The following is a 19,835-nucleotide window of genomic DNA, read 5'->3' on the forward strand; positions in this document are numbered from 1 at the left end:
TCATTCGGTCCAGCGCCTTTTCGGCCGAGCAGCGCCCTGCCCGTTGACGCCCTGCCGCGGTAGGCTGTGCTGCGATGAATACTCAAGAGATTCTGCTGCAGCGTACCGGCCGCTTGGGACACATTGTGCTGAACCGGCCGAAGGCCATTAATGCCCTGAACGACTCGATGATCACCGCTGTCACGGCCGCGCTCCACGAGTGGGCTGAGGACGACGCGGTGGAGAGCGTCCTCATCTCCGGCGCCGGCGAGCGGGGGCTGTGCGCCGGCGGGGACATCGTGGCCATCTACCGGCATATGAAGGACGGCGGCGACGAGATCTTCTGGGAAGACGAGTACCGGATGAACTCGCTGATCTCCCGGTACCCTAAGCCGATCGTCGCGTTCATGGACGGCGTGGTGCTGGGCGGCGGCATCGGCATCTCCGCGCACGCCTCGCACCGGGTGGTGACCGAGCGGACCAAGGTCGGGATGCCGGAAACCCGCATCGGCTTCATTCCCGACGTCGGGGGCTGCTTCTTGTACTCCCGGGCGCCGGGGGAGCTGGGCACCCACTTGGCACTCACTGCCGGCACCGGCACCGGGGCCGATGCCATCGCCATGGGCCTGGCCGACTACTTTGTGGACAGCGCCGAGCTTCCGGCCCTGGCCGCCGCGCTCGCCGAGGCCCCGGCCCAGGAAGCCATGGCGGCCTTCTCCCGGACGGACGTCCCGGCGTCGGACCTGGAAAAGGAGCGCGGGTGGATCGACGAGTGCTACGCGCACGACGACGTGGAGCAGATCCTCGCCGCCCTGCGGGAATCGCCGGAGCCGGCCGCCCAGGCCGCTGCCGAGGAGATCGCGGCGAAGTCGCCCACGGCGGTGAAGCTCACGCTCGAAGCCCTGCGCCGTGCCGGCAAGATGGAGACGCTCGAAGAAGTGCTGGACCAGGACTACCGGCTGGGGGTCCGGCTGGTCGCCGCCCCGGACTTCGCCGAGGGCGTCCGCGCCCAGGTGATCGACAAGGACCGCAACCCCACGTGGAACCCGGCCACCCTGGCCGAGGTTGACCGCGCCACCGTCGAGTCCTACTTCGCCGATCTCGGCGAGCACGAACTCGGGCTGGCCGCGTCGGTGCAAGCGGAACCGGCAGCGGGAAGCTAAACGCCGACGGCGCGGGCCCGGTTGTCGGGAACCCGCGCCGCCACAGCCGAATTAGGGGCTCGAAGACGGCCGGCAGTGGGCCGGCCGTTTCCGTATCTACTTCTTGTCGTCGCCGGTCAGCCGCTGGCTCAGGTAGACCGGGATCATCGACACGATGATCAGCACGGCGGCGATCACGTTGACCACCGGCGCCTGGTTGGGCCGGGCCATGTTGTTGAAGATCCAGATCGGCAGTGTCTCGGTGCCGGGCGGGGCGGTGAACGTGGTCACCACAATCTCGTCGAAACTCAGCGCGAAGGCCAGCAGGCCGCCGGCCACGAACGCGGAGCGGAAACCCGGGAACGTGACCTGGAAGAAGGTCTTGACCACGTTGGCGCCCATGTCCATGGCTGCCTCTTCCAGGCCCTTGTTCATCCGGCCCAGCCGGGCCTGCACGTTGTTGAACACCATCACGATGCAGAACGTCGCGTGCCCCACGATCACCGAGAACAGTCCCAGCCCGATGCCCAGCGGCTCCAGCACGGTCTTGAAGGTGTTGTTCAGGGCCACGCCGGTGACGATGCCGGGCAGGGCGATGGGCAGCACCACCAGCAGGTTCACGGTGTTCTTGCCGAAGAAGTCGTAGCGGGAGAGCGCGAACGCGATCATGCTGCCCAGCAGCAGCGCAATCACGGTGGCTACCGCGGCCACCCGCAGCGAGGTCCAGAGGGCCTCGCGCACGCCCTCGTTGTGGAAGGCGGCCTCCCACCAACGGGTGGTGAACTCCGTGATCGGGAAGGCGCCGGAGGTGGTGGCGTTGAAGGAATTGAGGATCACCAGCAGCAACGGCAGGTAGATGGCGGCCATCACCAGGCCGGCGAACAAGCGCAGGGTGACCTTGGCGGAGGAGGAGAGTCTCATCGGTCTGTTCCTAAAGCTGCTTGAGGGCGCCGGACTTGCGGGCCAGGAAGAGATACAGGACTACCACCACTATGGGCACGGTGCCGAACGCGGCGGCCAGCGGCGGGTTGAGGTTGATGTTGGAGGCGATCACGGTGCCGATCACCTGCGTCTTCCCGCCCACGAACTGGGCGGCGATGTAGTCGCCCAGGCTCAGCGAGAAGGTGAAGATGGAGCCGGCAATGAACGCCGGCTTCAGCAGCGGGACGGCCACGGTCCGCACCGTGGACCAGGCCTTCGCGCCCAGGTCGGAGGAAGCGTCGAACAGGTTGTCCGGGATCTGGCGGAACGCCGAGTACACCGGCACGGCCATGTACGGGAACCACAGGTAGGCCAGCGTGATCACCAGCGCCGCGGTGCCGTAGCCCGGCCCGGTCATGCCCAGCGGCGCCAGCAGCCAGTCCAGCGGGCCGCCGCTCATGAACGTGATGCGCCAGGAGAACACCTTCACCAGGTATCCGGCCCACAGCGGCAGCGTGATGCCAATGGCCAGCACGGCCCGCATCCGCGGCGATGCCACCTTGGCCATGTAGAACCCCAGCGGCAGCGCCAGCACCGCGCACAGCACGGTCACGGCCAGTGCTATGCCGATGGTCCGCAACGCGGTCAGCTGGTACGCCGGCACGGTGAGGATCTCGACGAAGTTTTCCAGCGTGAACGCCGGGATCACCTTGGAGGTGAAAGAGTCCGTGGTCCAGAACGCGGTGATGAACAGCAGGATCAGGGATCCGATGTACAGCACGCCCAGCCAGGCCAGCGGCAGGGTCAGGAGCGCGGTCAGCCGCAGTTTCGGCCGCGCGTAGAGCAGCCGGGAGAGCATGTCGCCCAGTCCGCTGCGCGTGCTGCCGGGCGCCGGGACGCTGCCGGCTTCGGCCTCCGGTTCGATCGTGGGTGCTGCCATGGCGGTTTCCGGCGGGCTGGCCGCCGATCCTCCTTCAGGTGCGGTGTTTCATCAGGTGCGGTGCAGATCAGGTGCGGTGCTAATCAAGGTGCGGTGCGCACGGCCGGCGGGGCACCGGCGTCGTGCTGGGGGAGTGACCCCAGGGCAGGGGCACGACGGCGGTGCTCACCGCGTGCCGTACCCCTGCCTCTGGGTGGGCTGCCGGGGGAGGGCTAGCCCTTGACCTCGGTCCAGGCCTTGGTCCACTCCTGGTAGTTGGTGCAGGTGACGTCGGTGCGGCCGTCAATGCACTGCTCCACCGGGGTGGTCCACATCCAGACCTGCTTGTAGTAGTCCTCGTCAGTGGCGTGGTAGGTGGCGCAGTGCTCCTCGTTCTCCTTGGAGCCCTCGCACGCCTGCGCGTTGGCCGGGGCCATGCCGAAGTTCTGCGCGATCTTGGCGTTCACCTCGGCGGAGGACGCCCAGTCCATCCACTGGTAGGCGCAGTTGGGGTTCTTGGACTTCGCGGAGAGCATCCAGGTGTCGGACCAGCCGGTGGCGCCTTCCTTCGGCAGCACGGACTCGACCTTGCCGCCGTCGGCCTGGGCAATGTTCACGATGACCTGCCAGCCGGTGCCCAGCGACGCGGTGCCGGAGGAGATCGAGGAGACCGCCTTCAGGGCATCGTTCCAGTACTCGCCGGCGATGGTGTTCTGGGTCTTGAGCAGCTCGACCGCGGCGGCCAACTGGTCCTGGTCCAGCGCGTACGGGTTGGTGATGCCGAGGTCCGGTTGCGTGGCCATCAGGTACACCGCGGCGTCGGCAATGAAGATCGGCGAATCGTAGGCCATGATCTTGCCGGCGTATTCGCTGTTCGGGTCCCAGGTGGCTTCCCAGGAGTCCGGTGCTTCGGGCACGTCCTCGGTGTTGTACATCAGCACGTTGGCGCCGCGGCCGATCGGCACGCCGTAGCTCTTGCCGTTGAGCGTGTCGTAGATCTGGCCCTTCAGGCCGTCCACAATGTGGCCGAAGTTCGGGATCAGGTCGGTGTTGATCGGGGCGACGTCGCCGCCGGCAATCAGGCGCAGGGAGGCGTCGCCGGAGGCGGAAACCAGGTCGTATTCACCCGTGCGCATCAGCTGGACCATCTCGTCGCTGGTGGCGCCGACCTTGCGGTTGACCTTGCACTGGGTCTCTTTTTCGAACTCGGTGACCCAGTCGGCGTCGGGGTTGGTGGAGCCGTCCTCGACGAAGCCGGCCCAGGCGATGATGTTGACTTCGCCCTCGGACTCGCCCACCTCGGTGGCCGCGGGGATGTCCGGGACCTCGATGCCTCCGGCCGACGACGCGGGAGCGGAGCCGCCGCAGCCGGCCAGAACCAGCGAGAGCGAGGCGAGTGCCGCCAGCGGCAGTGCCTTGGTGATCTTCATGGAATGCCTTTCCTTCGGTGCGTAGTTGATGCGGGTGATGCGGTTTAGACGGTGTAGTTGAAGCGGGAGGACCACTGGAGCCGGACCCGGTCGCCGCGCTGGGCCCCTGAGGCACGGGAATCGTTCTGCTCCTGGACAATCAGGCTCTGCCCGCCGGCGGTGCGTGCCACGTAGCGGGTGGCGGGGCCGGTGTAGATGATCTCCTCGATCACCGCTTCGACGGTGGAGAGGCCGTCGGAGTCCAGCGGATCGTCCAACTGGCGGACATGGATCCGTTCCGGCCGGATGCTCAGCAGCGACTCGGAGCCGGTGAGCTGCATGGCGAGTGCACCCTCCACCAAGTTGGTGTTGCCCAGGAAGGAGGCAACAAACCGGCTGCCCGGGCGTTCGTAGAGATCCTCCGGCGTGCCGACCTGCTCCACCACGCCGTCGTTGAACACGGCCACCCGGTCCGAGAGCGTGAGCGCCTCTTCCTGGTCGTGCGTGACGAAGACGAAGGTGATGCCTACGGTGCGCTGGATCTGTTTCAGCTCCACCTGCATCTGTTCGCGGAGCTGCTTGTCCAGGGCGCCGAGCGGCTCGTCCAACAGCAGCACCTGCGGGCGCAGGACCAGGGCGCGGGCCAGGGCGACGCGCTGGCGCTGGCCGCCGGAGAGCTGCGAGGGAAGCCGGTCGGCCACCTGCGGCAGCCGGATCATCTCCAGCGCCTCGGCCACCAGCTTGCGGCGCTCAGTCCGCGGTGTCTTGCGCAGCTTGAGCCCGTACTCCACGTTCTGCGCCACGGTGAGGTGCGGGAAGAGCGCGTAGTCCTGGAAAACGGTATTGACGTCGCGTTCGAAAGGAGCCTTGCGGGTAACGTCGCGGCCGGCCAGGTCGATCCGTCCGGAGCTGGGCAGCTCGAAGCCGGCGATCATCCGCAGCACGGTGGTCTTGCCGGAGCCGGAGGGACCCAGCAGCGAGAAGAACTCGCCCTGCTCGATGTCCAGGTCAAGGCCCTGAACGGCGGTGAATTCGCCAAAAGTCTTCACCACCTGCCGCAGGGAGATGGCCGGTGTAGCGGCGGCCGCCGTGCCGTCCGAGGCAGTGGTGGCGGAGGTGGCTGTGGCTTGCACGGCTGGATCCTTTCGGGGGTCTGATGTGGTGCGGGTTACATGGTCCTGCGTTAACCTATGAAAGCAGATGTTAAATGTAAAGCCGGTCACATCGTGTAAATTCTTTGTTACGGACCGTTCCAGCGGCTGGCCTCGCCGCGTCATGCCGTTCAGCGGCCGGTCCGTCTGGAAGGATCTACCGCATGCCCAAGGACTCCCCGCCACGCCAGCGCCTGCTCGCTGCGGTCTTCGCCCCGCTGGGCGAGGGCGGCAAGGCGCAGCGGGTCGAGGACCGGATCGTGGAAGGCATTGCCGCCGGCGTGCTGGCCGACGGCGACCGGCTTCCCAGCGAGGCCGAGCTGGCTTCGTCGATGGGCGTGGCGACGGTGACGGCACGGGAAGCTCTCGTGGGGCTGCGCTCCCGCGGGCTGGTGGCCACCCGACGGGGCCGCGAGGGCGGCACCTTCATCACCGTTCCAACCGGACGGCGTGCGGAACTGGTCCGCGGCCGGCTGGGCCGCATGAGCCGGGTGGAGCTCCGGGATTTGGCCATCCACTACCGCGCCATAGCGGCCACCGCGGCCGAACTGGCAGCCGATTTTGCCGACCCGGACGACGCCGAGGCGCTGCGGCGGATCCTGCACGGTTCCCACCCGACGGGCCTGGGCGGTGCCGTGGTCGGCGAATTCCTCCTGGAGCTGGCGGCATTGAGCCAGTCGGCACGGCTGACGCGTGAGTTCGTCCGGCTCTACAAAGACTTCGGTCCGCTGATGTCGCTGCTGCATGAGGACGACGAGTTCGACGCCACCATGGTGACGATGTGCGAGCGCATCGCCGACGCAGTCGCCGCAGCTGATCCGGCGGCCGCCCGCGAAACCGTGACCGCCCAGATCCAAACCGGCCTCGCGGCACTGATCGATGAACATGCCCGGCTGACCGACCGGCCCGCCGACCCCACGTCCGCTACCGCTCAAAGGAGAACGGGATGAGCTCACTGGCCGAACTGGCTGCAGGACGTCACGCGGAGCCGCTCGCCGACGTCACCGGATTCTTCGAAGAAATCCTAACCGATGTGGCCGGCTGGGTGCCGGTTTTGGCAGAGCTCTTCGCCGATCCCCAGAAGCAACCGGGTTGCAAACGGGTCACCACCACCATGCAGCCGCTGGCCGCAGCGCTGGTGCGGCGCGGAGAGTGGCCCGTAGTGGGCGCCGGCTTTGTGGCAGCCGACCAGGCGGTGGCCGATGCGGCCTGGCATATGGCGTGGTGGCAGGGCGAATCCATGGAGCGGCTGGTGCTGCCGGCCCTCGCGTCGGCGTCGGACGCCTATATGCGGCGTGAGTGGTTCACCAAGCCGATGGAGACCGGCCGGCCGCATGTGACCGGACCGTACGTCGACTTCCTCTGCACGGACGAATACACCATGACCATGACGGTCCCGGTCACAGCAGGCGGACGACGGGTCGGCGTGGCCGGCGCGGACGTCTTTGTTGAATCACTGGAACCGGTGCTGCTGCCGGCGCTAAAGAAACTGCACCCGGCCGCGGCCCTGGTCAACCATGTTGGCCGGGTGGTGGTCTCCGCCGACCCGCAGCTGGCGGCCGGAACGCTGCTGGCGCCGGGAGCCGTGCCGGCGGTGCCGGACGAGCAGCCCGTGTTGGAAGAGCAGGCCCTGACGAACGAGCAGCCCGTGGCGGACGAGCAGACCGTGCTGGATGAGCAGCCCGTGGGCGGCGCGCCGGAAGCGTCCGGAGGCGGCGATGCGGGCCGGTCTTTCCCGGGCGCGCGGACCGTGCTGCCCCGAGGCGACCGATACCCCGGCCTCCAGCTCGCCGTACTGGCCTGCGGCCGGTTGCCGCTGGCGGTTGTCTACCCCCAGAACTAGCGAAGGGAGCAGTTCCGAAGGCAGGCTTCGGAAGATGGCGTACAGCCGACGCCACACTGCCTCCGGGCGGTAAGCCAAACTGGCGCTGACCCGTCCGATGGGCTGGAACAGTAGGGGTGGTTCCAAGCAAACCTAAGGAATGCTCACCCTCGCGCACGGAATGTGGCACCCACTGTACAAGCCACTCACTATGGCACCGGTAGTGAGTCTGGCGCCGCTGCGCTGGCGTTCCCGCGGTGTCAAGGGACGCGGCCCTGTCGGGGGTCGAGGTCGCGTAGGCTGGGAGCTTTTGCCTCGTAGTTCTTCAATTCGTGGGTGCGCCGGTCCTCTTTCATCTCGGCCTCGAACAGGTGCTTGCGGCCGTCAGCCAGCTTTTCGCGGGCCTGCCTTGGCGAGCACGAACTCCTGGCGCGACCTGTTCGAGTCTACAAAACCTAAAGTGGAGCCTCATCTGCACGGAACCAGCCGAGATTCTCCGTCCGACGCCTACGATTGGCGGACCATCTGTGTCCTCGGCCCACCCTGTGACGTGGCCTTTGGTGCTTTAATCTCTATTCCAACATGACGCTTTTTCGAAGAATATCGTCATGAAGCAGTAAACTAGTTTGTGTCCGGTAATCTCGGTGTTTGTGACTGAAGCACTCGCGGTAGAAGCAGGCCATGTCGACATCGCCGGTGATGCGTACATAGCATTTACTGCGCCATTTCACGTGAAACGGGATCCCCTCACGCCTAGCTTGGATGGAACCTTTCCTGCCGACAGTGATCTCGACGGAACTGGCGCTTTCGTCCGTGGCAATTTCCCATTGTCTGCACTCGTAAACGGAACTCTCACATATGATGGCCGAATCGACGTTGCGTTTGAATGCTTCAACGCGAGCAGTGAGTTTTCCGGCATGTTGGCAGCAGCCGTCAATCAAATCATGCAACAGAATGAGTCGGATTCAGAAGCACACAATGTCCGTGTTGAAGGAATCGTGCATGCTGACGGGTCAGGCGCTATCGCAGTTTCATTACATTTCATCGGGGGTTGGGATGCCCAACTCAGACAGCAAACGATGGCCTCAATCGGACCGAAGGGACGCGAGGCTCTTGCAGCGTTGATTAGGTCAAAGCTGCTGCAGCCTCTGGCCGCATTGCTGCGACGAACCCATAAGAATGAAGCCATCGAAGTCGTGGTGCCTTATTTCAACGCTACCTACTGTGGCACAACATGCCATCCGGAGCCTGGCACTTCCGTCCTCAACACTGACCTGAGGCAGTTGGTGTATCCGAATTCGCCGGCACCGCTGGTATCCGCTTCTCCTTGGCGAGACCAATTTTTCTACGCCGGCTACGCCTATAACCTGCTGATTACACCAGACCCGATGAAAGACCTGCAGAAGGTCGTGTCACTTCTGCTACTTCTCGATGTTATGTACGGGCGGGTGGCGCGGACGGCAGCAGCAGCTGATGAATGGCTCCGTGACACTCAAGGTCATGCGGATGTGGAATGGCTGCGGAATCTCACTAATCAACTGAGGGCCGAGTATCACGCTCTCGTGACTCCGACATTCAGCTACGACTATCACACTCTTCGGCTTCGCAACGCGATCCTTCAAGCATGGGACACCGCCAAGCTGCAAACGAGGGCCGAGGATCTCTTGTCGACCGTGCGGCAGGCTGTTGAGCTAAGGTTGGCCGAGGACCAAGGTCGCAGGCTGAAACGCATCAATTTGGTCGTTGGCGTCCTGACTGCGTTGTCTGTCATTGAGACGTGTAGCGCAGCCATCGAGATACTTAAGAACTTCTTCTGATGAGGAGATATGCCGAGAGATGTTGACGCGGTCGTCTGGGTTGCAGACGGTGAAGCGTACGGTGGTCTTGACTACGGTGTGCAAGTTGAAAAGCTTCTAGCCCGGCGGGGGTTGCGGGTCAGCCGGCGTTATCATGATGACGCTGAATGGATGGATATTTCTGCCAAACTCCACGTCCTAACCGGTGGTGCTACATCGGTCAATGACACGTCGGGGTGGATGCCGGAGGCCCTGGTCCGGACCGGCGAATTACTGAAGCGCGCCCAGCAGGGGCGGTGTCTGGTTTATGGGATTTGTCTGGGTGCACAGATGATCTCCGAAGCATTGTTGCCGGGGAGCGTCCGAGGCGGAAACGAGATCGAAGTCGGTCTCACGACTGTTCGGTGGGCAGATGAGGAAACCCTACCCACGGTGGTGCCGGCCTTTCACTACGAAGAGGTCGACGCAGATTCATTGAGGGCAGGCGGAGGGGTCGTCCTGGCAAGAAACGGCCACAGTGCCGTGCAGGCTTTCAAATTTGGTGATGCTATTTATGGAACACAATTCCATCCCGAGCTTTCTCCAAACCAGGTTCGTTCTCTCATCCAGCATCATCAGACGACCGTCATGGCATACGGGGGCAACAGCCTGAAGGCACTGGGAACTGTGGACCGTCTCGAGAGCGCATGGAAAGAAGCGGTTTTTGACCGAATCGTCGACCGAATCGTAGCGCGTACCCTCTAATCTAGGGGGAGAATTCGAGCAGTCGCCGGCGCTCGGCCAAGACCGCAGGCGCAGCAAGGTAGGACTATGGCTTCGTCCCGGGAAGCGTGAGTCAAATTCTGCGCCCACCGGCGCGTCCTGAACAGGACGCACCGCGGTCCAACAGTCCTGAGAGTAACTGCTGCTGCCTCTCACGTGCACGGGTGACTCAGATCGAGCAGCTCCGGTTCCAGAATCTGGGCGGTCACCCGACCTCACAGGGTTCGACCTGCTGTTGGTACCCAACGATACTTGTTTGGACGGCGCACTGTATCACTAGCAAGGGCCAGTAATGTAGCCCTCCGGTTAGGAGTCAGGGTCGCGCCGGCTGGGAGCTTTTGCCTCGTGGTTCTTCAGCCCGTGGGTGCGCCGCTCCTCTTTCATCTCGGCTTCGAACAGGTGCTTGCGGCCGTCGGCCAGCTTCTCGCGGGCCTGTCGCTCCAGCTCCTTGATGGGTCCGTAGTAGGTCTCGTCGTAGTCGTCGATGATCTGGAAGGTCCAGTGCCCCTCGATGACGTTCCGGCCCACCATCTCCTCGTCGATCCGCTCGGCCAACTCGTGGTGCCCGGCTTTGCGCAGCAACTCCACGGCCTCGCTCAAGGCAAAGTCGGCCGTGCCGGTGAGCCGATGGAACGCGTAGAGGGATCCGCGGGCGTGTTCGATCACTTCCAGCGCCTCGGAGAGCTTGCCCAAGGCCTCCAATGTGGCGTCGTCGAGCCCCTCGGGGCGCTCATAGCGTTCGAACGGTCCGTCGTCGTCGTTCATGGTCCGTCAATCTAGCCGATCTTGGCCGCCGCGTCATCAGCCGCCCCGAGCCCGGCGGCCCGGTTGATGATGTTGCGGGCCATGGACGGGAAGATCAGGCCGTGGAACGGCAGGACCAGCCACCAGTAGAGCTTGCCGGAGAGTCCGCTGGGGAAGTAGATGGCGCGCTGGCGGTACACGCTGCCGCCGTCCTCGGGAGCCACCGAGAGTTCCAGCCAGGCCTGCCCGGGCACCTTCATTTCCGCGTGCAGCCGCAGCAGCCGGCGCTCGGGGTCCTCCTCGATGGCTTCCACCCGCCACCAGTCCACGGCATCACCGACGCCGAGCCGGCCGGCATGCCGTCGGCCGCGGGTGAGTCCGGCGCCGCCCACCAGCTTGTCCAGCACGCCGCGGATGGCCCACGCCGCGGGCCACGAATACCAGCCGTTCGTTCCGCCGATCCCTTGGATCACGCGCCAGACGTCCTCGGCGGGCACGTCGGATCCACGTTCCCGGTTGTCCACGAACACGGTCCGTCCGGCCCAGTCGGGGTCGCTGGGCAGCGGGTCCGATGGCGGGGCGTTGGACGCGTTGCTCCAACTGGTTTCCACCTCGCCGCTGGCCATCTTCCCCAGCGCCAGCTTCACCGCCCGGCGGTAACCCGTCAGCCCGCCCTCGGGCTGCGGGATGTACCGGTCGATGTCGTGCTCGGCGGACACCGCATCGTGCTGCAGTGACTGCACCAGGGGCACCGCCATGGCGTGCGGGATCGGCGTGGTCAGCGCCACCCACCAGCCGGCGAGCGTCGGAGCCGGGATCGGCAGGGCATAAATCAGCCGCCGCGCCAGTCCGGCTTCGCGCGCATATCCGTACATCAACCCCGCGTAGGTCAACCGCTCCCGCGAGCCGATGTCGAACGTTCGGTTCAGCCCGGCCGGGAGCTCCGGCGCGCGTTCCAGATAGTGCAGCACATCGCGGATGGCTATCGGCTCCACTATCTGCCGCACCCAGCTGGGCGCCGGCATAACGGGCAGGTTTTCGGACAGATGCCGGATCATCTCGAAGGACGCGGAACCGGAGCCAATCACGACGCCGGCCTGGAAGACCGCCGCGGGCACCTCGCCTTCCAGCAGCGCACGGCCCACCGCGGCCCGCGAGCGCATGTGGCGGGAGAGCTCGACGTTTTCCGGATGCAGCCCGCCCAGGTAGACGATCCGGCTCACCCCGGCGGCCGCGGCGGCGGCAGCGACGGTGAGCGCCATCGCAAGTTCGCGTTCCTCGAAGTCGGTCCCGGAGGCCATCGAATGCACCAGATAGAAGAAGGTCTGCACATCCGCGCAGGCCCGGCGAGCGTCGTCCTCGTCGGCCAGGTCCCCGGCCACAATGTCCACGTCGTCGTGCCACGGCACCGCCGCCAGCTTGCCGGGGGAGCGGACCAGCACGCGGACCTGGTACCCGCGCGCCAGCAGCCGCGGAACCAGCCGGCCGCCAATATAGCCGGTGGCGCCGGTGACCAGCACCCGCTGCGGCGTCACCACGGCGCCGCCCCGCTCTCACCACAGCCGGCACACCAGCCAGACCCGGCGCCCCGACGTGCACGCACGAAATTCACCGCTGCCATGCCTAGTGCACCCCGCTCATCAGGTTCTTGATCGGCTTCGCGGCGAGGAACAGCGCCACGGCCAGCACCAGCGCCACCAGTCCGATGGCGCCGAAGTACGGGACCTCGTCCTGCGGGTTGTAGAAGCCGGCCAGCACACCGGACAGCGCCGTGCCGAGCGACACCGAAAGGTAGTTCAGTGCCACCATCTGGGTGCGGAAAATGTGCGGCGCCAGTTTGGTGGACAGCGACAGCCCCACCGGGGAGATGAAAAGCTCGGCCAGCGTGAACATCAGCAGGATCCCCACCATGGCCAGCAGCGGAGTGGTGTTCGGGCCGCCGCCGGCCAGCGGGATGAACGCTAGGATGGCCAGCCCCATGATCGCCAGCCCGACGGCGAACTTCACCGGCGTGATGGGCTGCCGCGGGCCCAGCCGCGTCCACACCGCGGCGAAGACCGGGGCCAGCAGGATGATGAACACCGGGTTGATCGACTGCACCCACTCGATCGGCATCTCCCAGCCGAGGAAGTTCCGATTGAGCCGCTGGTCGGAGTACAGCGTCACCACGGTGAACTGCTGCTGGAACATGGAGAAGAACGCCGCGCTGGCGATGAACATCGGGATGAAGGAGAGCACCCGCCGTCGTTCTGTTTCATTGATGTGCTTGCTGGAGAGGATCACCACAAAGTAGGAAATCGCCGCTACCACCGCCACCAGCGCCACCACCGTGGCCAGGTTCCCGGCGTTCACCACGCCGGTCAGCACCGCCACCACAATCAGGACCAGCGCCACGGCCACGATTCCGCCCACCACCGGCATCTTGCTCCTGGGCAGCGGGTCGGCGATCTGGTGCGATTCCTCCGGCAGGTTTTTGCGGGTCAGCGCGTACTGAATGAGTCCGATCGCCATGCCCACCGCGGCCAGCCCGAACGCGAAGTGGAAGCCCAGCAGGTCGCGGGTGAGGCCGGTCAACAGCGGCCCGAACAGCGCGCCGATGTTCACCCCCATGTAGAAGATGGAGAAGCCAGCGTCCCGGCGGTCGTCGTCGAGCGCATACAGCGAACCCACCAGCGAGGTGGCGTTGGCCTTCAACCCGCCGGACCCGAAGGCCACCAGGATCAGGCCGATCGCCAGCCCCGGGATCCCGGGGATCAGCGCCAGCGAGATATGCCCCAGCATGATCATGACGGCGCTGTAGAACAGCGTCCGCTCTGAGCCCAGCAGCCGGTCCGCGACCCACGCGCCGGCGATCGTTGACAGGTACACCGTGCCGCCGTAGGCGCCGATGATTCCGGTGGCCACGGCCTGGTCGATGCCCAGACCGCCGTCGGCCACCGAGAAGTACATGTAGAGCAGGACCACCACCTGCATGCCGTAGAAGGAGAATCGCTCCCACAGCTCCACACTGAACAGGTTGGCCAGCATCCGCGGCTGGCCGAAGAACGTCTTCCCGCCCGGACCACGTTCATCAGTCCGGGCTCCCGCCGGCGGGAGCGGTTCTGACGGAATGCTCATGCCGCCATGCTTCCACTCGGGCGGGAGCCTGTCACGGGTTCACCTGCGGTGGGGGCGGCGGCGCTCCCCGCTCCGTTCCGGGTACGCGTCCGCGCGCCCGGCGGGCATCCCGGCGCCCAGGAGGACCCGAGGGGAGTTGCCGGAAATCAGTCGGAGGTGCCCGCTCCGCCGCCGCGCAGCCCGTGCTGCAGCATGCGCGGCAGGATCCACAGGAGGAAGATCATCACCAGCAGCACCCCGCCGCCGACCGCCAGCGCCAGGACATCCCCGGCAATCACATCTACAATGAACGCCACGCAGCCGGTGGCCAGCAGCCCGATGCCCAGCACGGCAATCTTCACGATCCGGTGCCCCTGCGCCACGGTGGCGTCCTTGAGGTGCAGGCCGAACAGCCGGCGGTGGATCGCCACGGGCGTGAGGATCAGCCCGGTCATCAGTGCCGCCAGCACCAGCAGCCCGATGTACAGGCCCACTTGATACGGGGCCAGGTCCTGGAAGCTGCTCTGGAACGGAAGCGTCATCAGGAACGCCGTGATGATCTGCGCTCCGGTCTGCATGACCCGCAGTTCCTGCAGCAGTTCGTTCCAGTTTCGGTCCAACTTCTCTTCGAAAGTCTCGTTGCGACCCCTCGAGTCTTCGTTCACGCGTTCATCCGTAGCCATAACTAAAACTTAGCGTCTCCGGCGGCCCCTCGTGTGCGGGCAAAGCACGACGGCGGTGCCCGGCTTGGGTCGGACGGTCGCCACCCTGCACACCCGGCCGTCCTTCCGGCACACTGTTTCCACACCGATCAGAACCGGAACCGGCTGCCAGTACCGCCCGACCCGCGACCGCCCCACCCGCGGCTGCCCGACCCACGACCGTTCAGGAGGAACCCCATGACCCGCACCGTTTTCTTTACCGCCACCACGCTGGACGGGTACCTCGCGGATGACAATGACTCGCTCGACTGGCTGTTCAAGCAGGACATCGATGCGGCGGGCCCGAATAGCTACGACGATTTCATCAGCGGCGTGGGGGCAGTGGTGATGGGCCGGACAACCTACGAGTGGGTGCGCGAACACTTGCGCGCCTCGCAGGAGCCGTGGTCGTTCCAGGTGCCCGCCTGGGTTCTCTCGCATACAGAACTGCAGGGCATCGAGGGCGCGGACATCCGCTTTGCGCAGGGCGAGATCCAGCCGATCCATGCCGCGCTCACGGCCGCAGCCGCCGGCAAGGACATCTACGTGGTGGGCGGAGGGGACCTTGCCGCCCAGTTCGCCGAGGCGGGGCTGCTGGACGAGCTGGTCCTCTCGATCGCGCCCGCCACCGTGGGCTCCGGCCGCCCGCTGTTCCCGCGCAAGTTTGACCTGGAACTCACAGACGTGGCGCGCAACAGGTCGTTTATCTGCGCCACCTACAAGGTTCTGGGCCCGGCCAAAAAAACTTCATGAGCGTGCATCCAAACACGCGGCCCGGACGGTAGTAGGGGTGTAAGCAGCCACCAGCCTGGTGCACCCGGGCCTTTGAAGGAGATCCACATGCGCAAGAGCATCTATACCGTTTCCGCTTTGGGGTTTCTGGCGCTCGGAGCGGCAGCCCCGGCCCAGGCAGCCGACCAAGAAGCCCAGCTCTCGGTCCTGCACGGCGTTCCCGACCTGACCGTGGATGTTTGGGTCAACGGCGAGCGGACACTGGACGACTTCGTCCCCGGCGACTTGGCCGGACCGCTGGCGCTCCCCGCGGGCGAGTACACCCTGGCCATTACCGCCGCGGACGCCCAAAACGCGGACGACCCGGCCATCGGCCCCGTCGACGTCCAACTGGAGGCCGGCGGCAACTACACGGCGGTGGCCAACCTGGACGCCCAAGGCAATCCGGCCGCCAACCTCTTCACCAACGACGTCTCCGCCATTGACGCCGGCAAGGGCAAGCTGACCGTGCGGCACACGGCCGCAGCCCCCGCCGTCGACGTGCTGGCCGGCGGTTCCGCGGTGATCCAAGGCCTGTCCAACCCGGACGAACAGACGCTCACACTGGACCCGGGAACCATCTCGGCCACGGTGGCCGCGGCCGGGACCACCGACCCGGTGATCGGCCCGGCCGACGTGCCGGTTGCGGAGGGCACCCACACCATTGTCTACGCGTGGGGCAGCCTGGATGACGGCAATCTGGCCGTGGCCGTGCAGAACATTGAAGGACTGCACACCGCTCCGGGAGCAGTGCCGGGCGGCCGGTCCGGCGCCGCTGACGAAACCGGCCCGGATTACACCAGCGCCGCAGTCGCCGGAGGAGCCCTCCTGTTGCTCCTCGGCGCCGGCGCCGCCACCCGTCGCAAGCTGGCGGTTCGCGCCTCCGACTAGCTGCGACGGGCTCCGAAGCCGGTGGCGCCTGCCCGGGGCGCCACCGGCTTCCTCGCTTCCGGTTTAGACCGTTACCCGCAAACGAACCGTCAAGAAGGCACAATGACCAACACGACGACGACGGCGGCCCGCGCCGGGCTTCTGCTCGGCGCGGTTCTCCTCGCCGCTGCCGGATGTGCCGCACCGCAGTCGGCCGGCGGCGTCCCGCTGTCCCCGGCCGCTTCGGAAGCATCGGCCACGCGCCCGGTCGACGGCCCGCGGAACGACGGCGCTCCCCTGGACGTCAGGGACCCGGCAACGTCGGCCGCGCCGGAATCTCCGGTAATCCCGGACCCGGGGGCCATCCCCGTCCACCGTGCACTGCCCGGGGCGGCCGGCGAGCAAGCTCCGCCCACCCGGCTCGTGGTGGCCGGAACCTCGATCGACGTCAGCGTGGTCGCCGTCGGAGTGCGGTCTGGCAACGAGATGGAAATTCCGGATTCGGTTGACCGGGCCGGCTGGTACCGCCATGGTCCGGCACCGGGGGATGCGTCCGGGACCGCGGTGATAGCGGCCCATGTGGACACCTTGTCGGGACTTGCCCCGTTCTCCGAGCTCAGGCAGCTTCGGCCGGACACACGCATCACCGTGGAACGGGCGGACGCTGAAACCCTCACGTACCGCGTCTCGGAGGTTGAACTGATGGACAAGGACGAATTCGATGCGGCGGCCGTGTTCCGCCGGGACGGAAGACCGCAGCTGAAGCTGGTCACCTGCGGCGGCGAGTGGCTGGACGCACGGCAGGATTACAGCCACAATGTGGTTGTCACAGCGGTCCCAGACTGACTTTTCCGGCCCTTCTGCACCAGTCAGTGGGGTAGCTTCCCCTCCCGACGACCGGAAGGACGCAGGCTTGGTACCTCCTCCTTTCGACGCTTGGGATACCGGCATCGATGTGGCCTTCGCCGCCGGTGAGGAGTCGGCAATCGCTGACGCTTACCGCCACTTGGCTCCGCTTGTCCGGACGCTGGCTTCCCGGGCCTTGCGGGATCAGACGGCCGCGGACGATGTTACCCAGGAAGTCTTCATCCGGGCTTGGCGCCTGCGGGAGGGCTTCGACCCTTCGCTGGGCCGGCTGCCGGCGTGGATTGTGGGGATAACCCGCCGCGCCATCGCCGATGCGCAGTCGTCCACCGCCCGCGAGAACCGCAAGCTCCGCGCCGTTTCGGCGGTCCTGCCCGACCCGGAATATGCCGAAGGCCCTCAATCCCCGGAAACGCTCGCGGACAGGTTGTTGCTGGATGGCGAGCTGGAGCGGCTGGGAGAACCCAAGGGCTCCATCATGCGCCTGGCGTTCTACGAAGACTTGACCCACGAGCAGATCTCACGCCGGCTCGATCTGCCGCTTGGTACCGTCAAGAGCCATATTCATCGCAGTCTGCAGCACTTGAGGCGCCGATTGGAGGTTGACCATGCAGCACCTTGATCCGGAGCTGATCAGCTTGCTCGCGCTGGACGACACCGTCGGCGACCGGTCCGAGCGGGATCACCTCCGCACCTGCAGCCAGTGCGCCGCCGAGTACCAAGCACTTCGCCGGGCGGTGAACGCCGCCAAGGCCGACCCCGATCCACAATTGGAGTCCCCGGGACCGCACGTTTGGCAGGCCATCCACCGCGAACTCGGGCTCTCGCCGGACCTGGCGGAAGACCCCTTGCGAGAAACCAACGGTCCCACTACTGTCCGCAGCCTGCCGTCCGCAAAGCGCCCAAGAATCCGGAACTTGCCCGCTTGGCTGGCCGCGGCGGCAGCCGTAGTGCTCCTCGTAGCCATCGGTGTGTCCTGGAGCGTCAACCGAAACGCCGCCACCTTGGCGCAGGCAGATTTGAAGCCGTTGGAGCAGTACGCTGCCACCGGGACGGCGCGTGTGGTGGAGACGAACGGCATCAGGGAACTCGAGGTCCGGCTGAGCGCCAACGAGGCCCGAGGCTATCAGGAGGTGTGGCTGATAGCGCCGGACTTATCCGGACTCGTCAGCCTCGGCGTGATGGACTCGGACAGCGGCAGATTCCCCATCCCGCAAGGACTGGACCTCTCGAAGTTCCCCATCGTCGATGTCTCGGACGAGCCCTTGGACGGTAATCCCGCCCATTCCACGGTCAGCATCGTCCGCGGCAGCCTCGGAACCTGACAGATGTTCCACGGTGGACCCTCTTCAGCAATGAACACACCGACGACGGCCGGAGGAACCATGCAGCAAGGAACGGATAGCCGGACCGGACTGGCGGTGCCGATCCTTGTGCTGGTCAGCTCCCTGGTGGCGATCGTTGCCGCCTTCATGGGCAGTGGCGTGCTGATCGGGACGCCCATCCAGGAGGCGGCGGGAGGATGGCTGAACGAAGACTCCACGCCGCTGGCTCCGGCCTCGCCGGCCTTCCGGATCTGGTCCCTCATCTACCTCGGACTGCTCGCCTACGCGGTCTGGCAACTGCTGCCGGCCCAGCGGCGGTCCGCCCGGCATGCCGCCCTGCGCCGCTGGGCCGTGGCCTCCATGCTCTTGAACGCGGCGTGGATCTGGGTGGTGCAGGTCGGACTGCTGGTGATCAGCCTCGCCGTGATCATCGTGCTGCTGGCAGTGCTGGCCCGCATCCTGGTGGTCCTGGTCGGCACGCCCAACGGGGGAGCGCTGGACGCGCTCATCACCGACGGAACCTTCGGCCTCTACCTGGGCTGGGTCACCGTGGCCACGGTGGCCAACGCCGCCGCCGCCCTCGCCGCGTCCGGCGTGGACGGTTCCGGACTTCCGGTGACCTTGCTGTCCTCGATCGTGCTTGCCCTGGCGGCGGCGGTGGGCGTCGCCACGGCACTCTACAGCCGCGGCCGGCTGGCCCCGGCGCTGGCCACCAGCTGGGGTCTGGCCTGGATCGCCGTCGGGCGCGTCGACGGCGGACTCGTCGATCAAGGCACCGCCATCGTCGCCGCCATCTGTGCCGCGGTGGTGCTGATCACGGCGGTTGTCATCCGGGTGGTAGCCGGTACTGGTCCCCGCGATTAGTAAGCCTGCTGAATTTCGCCCTTGGCTGACGCAGCGTCGTCCGGCGGGAAGTTTCGCGGGTTCGCCGCTAGGTTGGGAAACAGCAGGATGCCGACAAGCGGCATCGCCGAGCAAGGAGGTTTCTCATGGCGGAAACGACCCGATCCAAGGCAGGCTACACAGTTCCCGGCCTCAAGCTGGAAGACGGCCGAAAGGTCGCAAAGATCCTGCAGCAGCGGCTCCACGCGCTCAATGACCTGCAGTTGACCCTCAAGCACGCCCACTGGAACGTGGTGGGCCGGGACTTCATCGGAGTCCACGAAATGCTCGATCCGCAGATCGAAAAGGTCCGCGCTATGATCGACGCCGTCGCCGAGCGCATCGCCACCCTGGGCGTCTCCCCGAACGGGCTGCCCGGTGCCCTGGTCCAGGAACGAAGCTGGGACGACTATGACATCCACCGCGCCGGCACCGCCGAGCACCTCGCGGCGCTGGACGTGGTTTACAACGGGGTGGTCGGCGCGCACCGCGAGGCCATCGAGACCGTCGGTGACATCGATCCGATTACCGAGGACATGCTGATCGGCCAGACCGCCGAACTGGAACTCTTCCAGTGGTTCATGCGGGCGCATCTGGAGAACAGCGCCGGCGAACTGGCCAGCGGCGGAGAGAAGACCGAAAAGGGCGCGGCCAAGAAGACGAAGTAACCCGACCGCACTC

At 66.1% G+C, this 19,835-nt stretch carries 20 protein-coding genes; 12 read left to right on the forward strand and 8 right to left on the reverse strand.

Features of this window, described 5'->3' with window-relative positions:
* The first annotated feature begins 74 nt into the window (after positions 1–74).
* Positions 75–1,142, forward strand: a complete 1,068-nt coding sequence (locus AC5RWT_RS00560) for an enoyl-CoA hydratase/isomerase family protein (protein ID WP_494078681.1) — start codon at positions 75–77, stop codon at positions 1,140–1,142.
* Between the two features lie 96 nt (positions 1,143–1,238).
* Here the strand turns inward: AC5RWT_RS00560 and AC5RWT_RS00565 are convergent, their stop codons facing one another.
* From AC5RWT_RS00565 to AC5RWT_RS00580, 4 genes are all read right to left on the reverse strand, one after another.
* Positions 1,239–2,042, reverse strand: coding sequence for an ABC transporter permease (locus AC5RWT_RS00565; RefSeq protein WP_494044375.1), 804 nt, complete (start codon positions 2,040–2,042; stop codon positions 1,239–1,241).
* 10 nt (positions 2,043–2,052) lie between these two features.
* The gene (locus tag AC5RWT_RS00570; RefSeq protein ID WP_494078682.1) at positions 2,053–2,982 is read right to left on the reverse strand and encodes an ABC transporter permease; all 930 of its coding nucleotides are present in this window, start codon (positions 2,980–2,982) and stop codon (positions 2,053–2,055) included.
* 212 nt (positions 2,983–3,194) lie between these two features.
* Positions 3,195–4,391: an extracellular solute-binding protein gene (locus AC5RWT_RS00575; RefSeq protein ID WP_494078683.1), complete on the reverse strand. Its 1,197-nt coding sequence runs from the start codon at positions 4,389–4,391 to the stop codon at positions 3,195–3,197.
* A 44-nt stretch (positions 4,392–4,435) separates the two neighbouring features.
* Positions 4,436–5,503 (reverse strand): ABC transporter ATP-binding protein, encoded by a 1,068-nt coding sequence (locus tag AC5RWT_RS00580; protein ID WP_494078684.1) that lies wholly within the window; start codon positions 5,501–5,503, stop codon positions 4,436–4,438.
* Positions 5,504–5,685: 182 nt separating this feature from the next.
* Between AC5RWT_RS00580 and AC5RWT_RS00585 the strand changes: the two genes are divergently transcribed.
* From AC5RWT_RS00585 to AC5RWT_RS00600, 4 genes are all read left to right on the forward strand, one after another.
* Entirely contained in the window at positions 5,686–6,471 is a 786-nt protein-coding gene (locus AC5RWT_RS00585) for a winged helix-turn-helix domain-containing protein (protein ID WP_494078685.1), read from the forward strand.
* Positions 6,468–7,364: a cache domain-containing protein gene (locus tag AC5RWT_RS00590; protein WP_494078686.1), complete on the forward strand. Its 897-nt coding sequence runs from the start codon at positions 6,468–6,470 to the stop codon at positions 7,362–7,364. Before AC5RWT_RS00585 ends, AC5RWT_RS00590 begins: the two co-directional genes overlap by 4 nt.
* Before the next feature lie 629 nt (positions 7,365–7,993).
* The gene (locus tag AC5RWT_RS00595) at positions 7,994–9,160 is read left to right on the forward strand and encodes a hypothetical protein (RefSeq protein ID WP_494078687.1); all 1,167 of its coding nucleotides are present in this window, start codon (positions 7,994–7,996) and stop codon (positions 9,158–9,160) included.
* A gap of 9 nt (positions 9,161–9,169) precedes the next feature.
* Positions 9,170–9,883 (forward strand): type 1 glutamine amidotransferase, encoded by a 714-nt coding sequence (locus AC5RWT_RS00600; RefSeq protein ID WP_494078688.1) that lies wholly within the window; start codon positions 9,170–9,172, stop codon positions 9,881–9,883.
* 324 nt (positions 9,884–10,207) lie between these two features.
* On the opposite strand, the gene AC5RWT_RS00605 is transcribed toward AC5RWT_RS00600, so the two are convergent.
* The 4 genes from AC5RWT_RS00605 to AC5RWT_RS00620 form a co-directional block, all read right to left on the reverse strand.
* Positions 10,208–10,666, reverse strand: a complete 459-nt coding sequence (locus AC5RWT_RS00605; RefSeq protein WP_494078689.1) for a hypothetical protein — start codon at positions 10,664–10,666, stop codon at positions 10,208–10,210.
* 11 nt (positions 10,667–10,677) lie between these two features.
* Entirely contained in the window at positions 10,678–12,183 is a 1,506-nt protein-coding gene (locus AC5RWT_RS00610; RefSeq protein ID WP_494078690.1) for an SDR family oxidoreductase, read from the reverse strand.
* Between the two features lie 85 nt (positions 12,184–12,268).
* Positions 12,269–13,762 (reverse strand): peptide MFS transporter, encoded by a 1,494-nt coding sequence (locus tag AC5RWT_RS00615; protein ID WP_494078691.1) that lies wholly within the window; start codon positions 13,760–13,762, stop codon positions 12,269–12,271.
* Between the two features lie 146 nt (positions 13,763–13,908).
* On the reverse strand, positions 13,909–14,424 hold the full coding sequence (locus tag AC5RWT_RS00620; RefSeq protein ID WP_494044384.1) for a DUF6328 family protein: 516 nt from the start codon (positions 14,422–14,424) through the stop codon (positions 13,909–13,911).
* Between the two features lie 216 nt (positions 14,425–14,640).
* On the opposite strand from AC5RWT_RS00620, the gene AC5RWT_RS00625 reads away from it, so the two are divergent.
* From AC5RWT_RS00625 to AC5RWT_RS00655, 7 genes are all read left to right on the forward strand, one after another.
* The gene (locus AC5RWT_RS00625; protein ID WP_494078692.1) at positions 14,641–15,195 is read left to right on the forward strand and encodes a dihydrofolate reductase family protein; all 555 of its coding nucleotides are present in this window, start codon (positions 14,641–14,643) and stop codon (positions 15,193–15,195) included.
* A gap of 87 nt (positions 15,196–15,282) precedes the next feature.
* On the forward strand, positions 15,283–16,104 hold the full coding sequence (locus AC5RWT_RS00630) for a DUF4397 domain-containing protein (protein ID WP_494078693.1): 822 nt from the start codon (positions 15,283–15,285) through the stop codon (positions 16,102–16,104).
* 102 nt (positions 16,105–16,206) lie between these two features.
* Positions 16,207–16,929, forward strand: a complete 723-nt coding sequence (locus tag AC5RWT_RS00635) for a class F sortase (RefSeq protein WP_494078694.1) — start codon at positions 16,207–16,209, stop codon at positions 16,927–16,929.
* Positions 16,930–16,996: 67 nt separating this feature from the next.
* Positions 16,997–17,569: an RNA polymerase sigma factor gene (locus AC5RWT_RS00640; RefSeq protein WP_494078695.1), complete on the forward strand. Its 573-nt coding sequence runs from the start codon at positions 16,997–16,999 to the stop codon at positions 17,567–17,569.
* Positions 17,556–18,272 (forward strand): anti-sigma factor, encoded by a 717-nt coding sequence (locus AC5RWT_RS00645; protein WP_494078696.1) that lies wholly within the window; start codon positions 17,556–17,558, stop codon positions 18,270–18,272. The genes AC5RWT_RS00640 and AC5RWT_RS00645 overlap by 14 nt, the downstream gene beginning before the upstream one ends.
* A 30-nt stretch (positions 18,273–18,302) precedes the next feature.
* Positions 18,303–19,136: a TspO-related membrane protein gene (locus AC5RWT_RS00650; RefSeq protein ID WP_494078697.1), complete on the forward strand. Its 834-nt coding sequence runs from the start codon at positions 18,303–18,305 to the stop codon at positions 19,134–19,136.
* 125 nt (positions 19,137–19,261) lie between these two features.
* Positions 19,262–19,822, forward strand: coding sequence for a Dps family protein (locus tag AC5RWT_RS00655; RefSeq protein ID WP_494078698.1), 561 nt, complete (start codon positions 19,262–19,264; stop codon positions 19,820–19,822).
* The last annotated feature ends 13 nt before the right edge of the window (positions 19,823–19,835 follow it).

It is taken from the genome of Arthrobacter sp. Dra40, from assembly GCF_059091905.1.

Excerpts from the sequence above, each read along its gene's own strand:
- AC5RWT_RS00630 (WP_494078693.1), top strand. The coding sequence starts at position 15,283 with ATGCGCAAGAGCATCTATACCGTTTCCGCTTTGGGGTTTCTGGCGCTC.
- AC5RWT_RS00585 (WP_494078685.1), top strand. The coding sequence starts at position 5,686 with ATGCCCAAGGACTCCCCGCCACGCCAGCGCCTGCTCGCTGCGGTCTTC.
- AC5RWT_RS00600 (WP_494078688.1), top strand. The coding sequence starts at position 9,170 with ATGCCGAGAGATGTTGACGCGGTCGTCTGGGTTGCAGACGGTGAAGCG.
- AC5RWT_RS00560 (WP_494078681.1), top strand. The coding sequence starts at position 75 with ATGAATACTCAAGAGATTCTGCTGCAGCGTACCGGCCGCTTGGGACAC.
- AC5RWT_RS00650 (WP_494078697.1), top strand. The coding sequence starts at position 18,303 with ATGAACACACCGACGACGGCCGGAGGAACCATGCAGCAAGGAACGGAT.
- AC5RWT_RS00615 (WP_494078691.1), bottom strand. The coding sequence starts at position 13,762 with ATGAGCATTCCGTCAGAACCGCTCCCGCCGGCGGGAGCCCGGACTGAT.
- AC5RWT_RS00565 (WP_494044375.1), bottom strand. The coding sequence starts at position 2,042 with ATGAGACTCTCCTCCTCCGCCAAGGTCACCCTGCGCTTGTTCGCCGGC.
- AC5RWT_RS00645 (WP_494078696.1), top strand. The coding sequence starts at position 17,556 with ATGCAGCACCTTGATCCGGAGCTGATCAGCTTGCTCGCGCTGGACGAC.
- AC5RWT_RS00655 (WP_494078698.1), top strand. The coding sequence starts at position 19,262 with ATGGCGGAAACGACCCGATCCAAGGCAGGCTACACAGTTCCCGGCCTC.
- AC5RWT_RS00620 (WP_494044384.1), bottom strand. The coding sequence starts at position 14,424 with ATGGCTACGGATGAACGCGTGAACGAAGACTCGAGGGGTCGCAACGAG.
- AC5RWT_RS00605 (WP_494078689.1), bottom strand. The coding sequence starts at position 10,666 with ATGAACGACGACGACGGACCGTTCGAACGCTATGAGCGCCCCGAGGGG.
- AC5RWT_RS00575 (WP_494078683.1), bottom strand. The coding sequence starts at position 4,391 with ATGAAGATCACCAAGGCACTGCCGCTGGCGGCACTCGCCTCGCTCTCG.
- AC5RWT_RS00590 (WP_494078686.1), top strand. The coding sequence starts at position 6,468 with ATGAGCTCACTGGCCGAACTGGCTGCAGGACGTCACGCGGAGCCGCTC.
- AC5RWT_RS00625 (WP_494078692.1), top strand. The coding sequence starts at position 14,641 with ATGACCCGCACCGTTTTCTTTACCGCCACCACGCTGGACGGGTACCTC.
- AC5RWT_RS00635 (WP_494078694.1), top strand. The coding sequence starts at position 16,207 with ATGACCAACACGACGACGACGGCGGCCCGCGCCGGGCTTCTGCTCGGC.
- AC5RWT_RS00570 (WP_494078682.1), bottom strand. The coding sequence starts at position 2,982 with ATGGCAGCACCCACGATCGAACCGGAGGCCGAAGCCGGCAGCGTCCCG.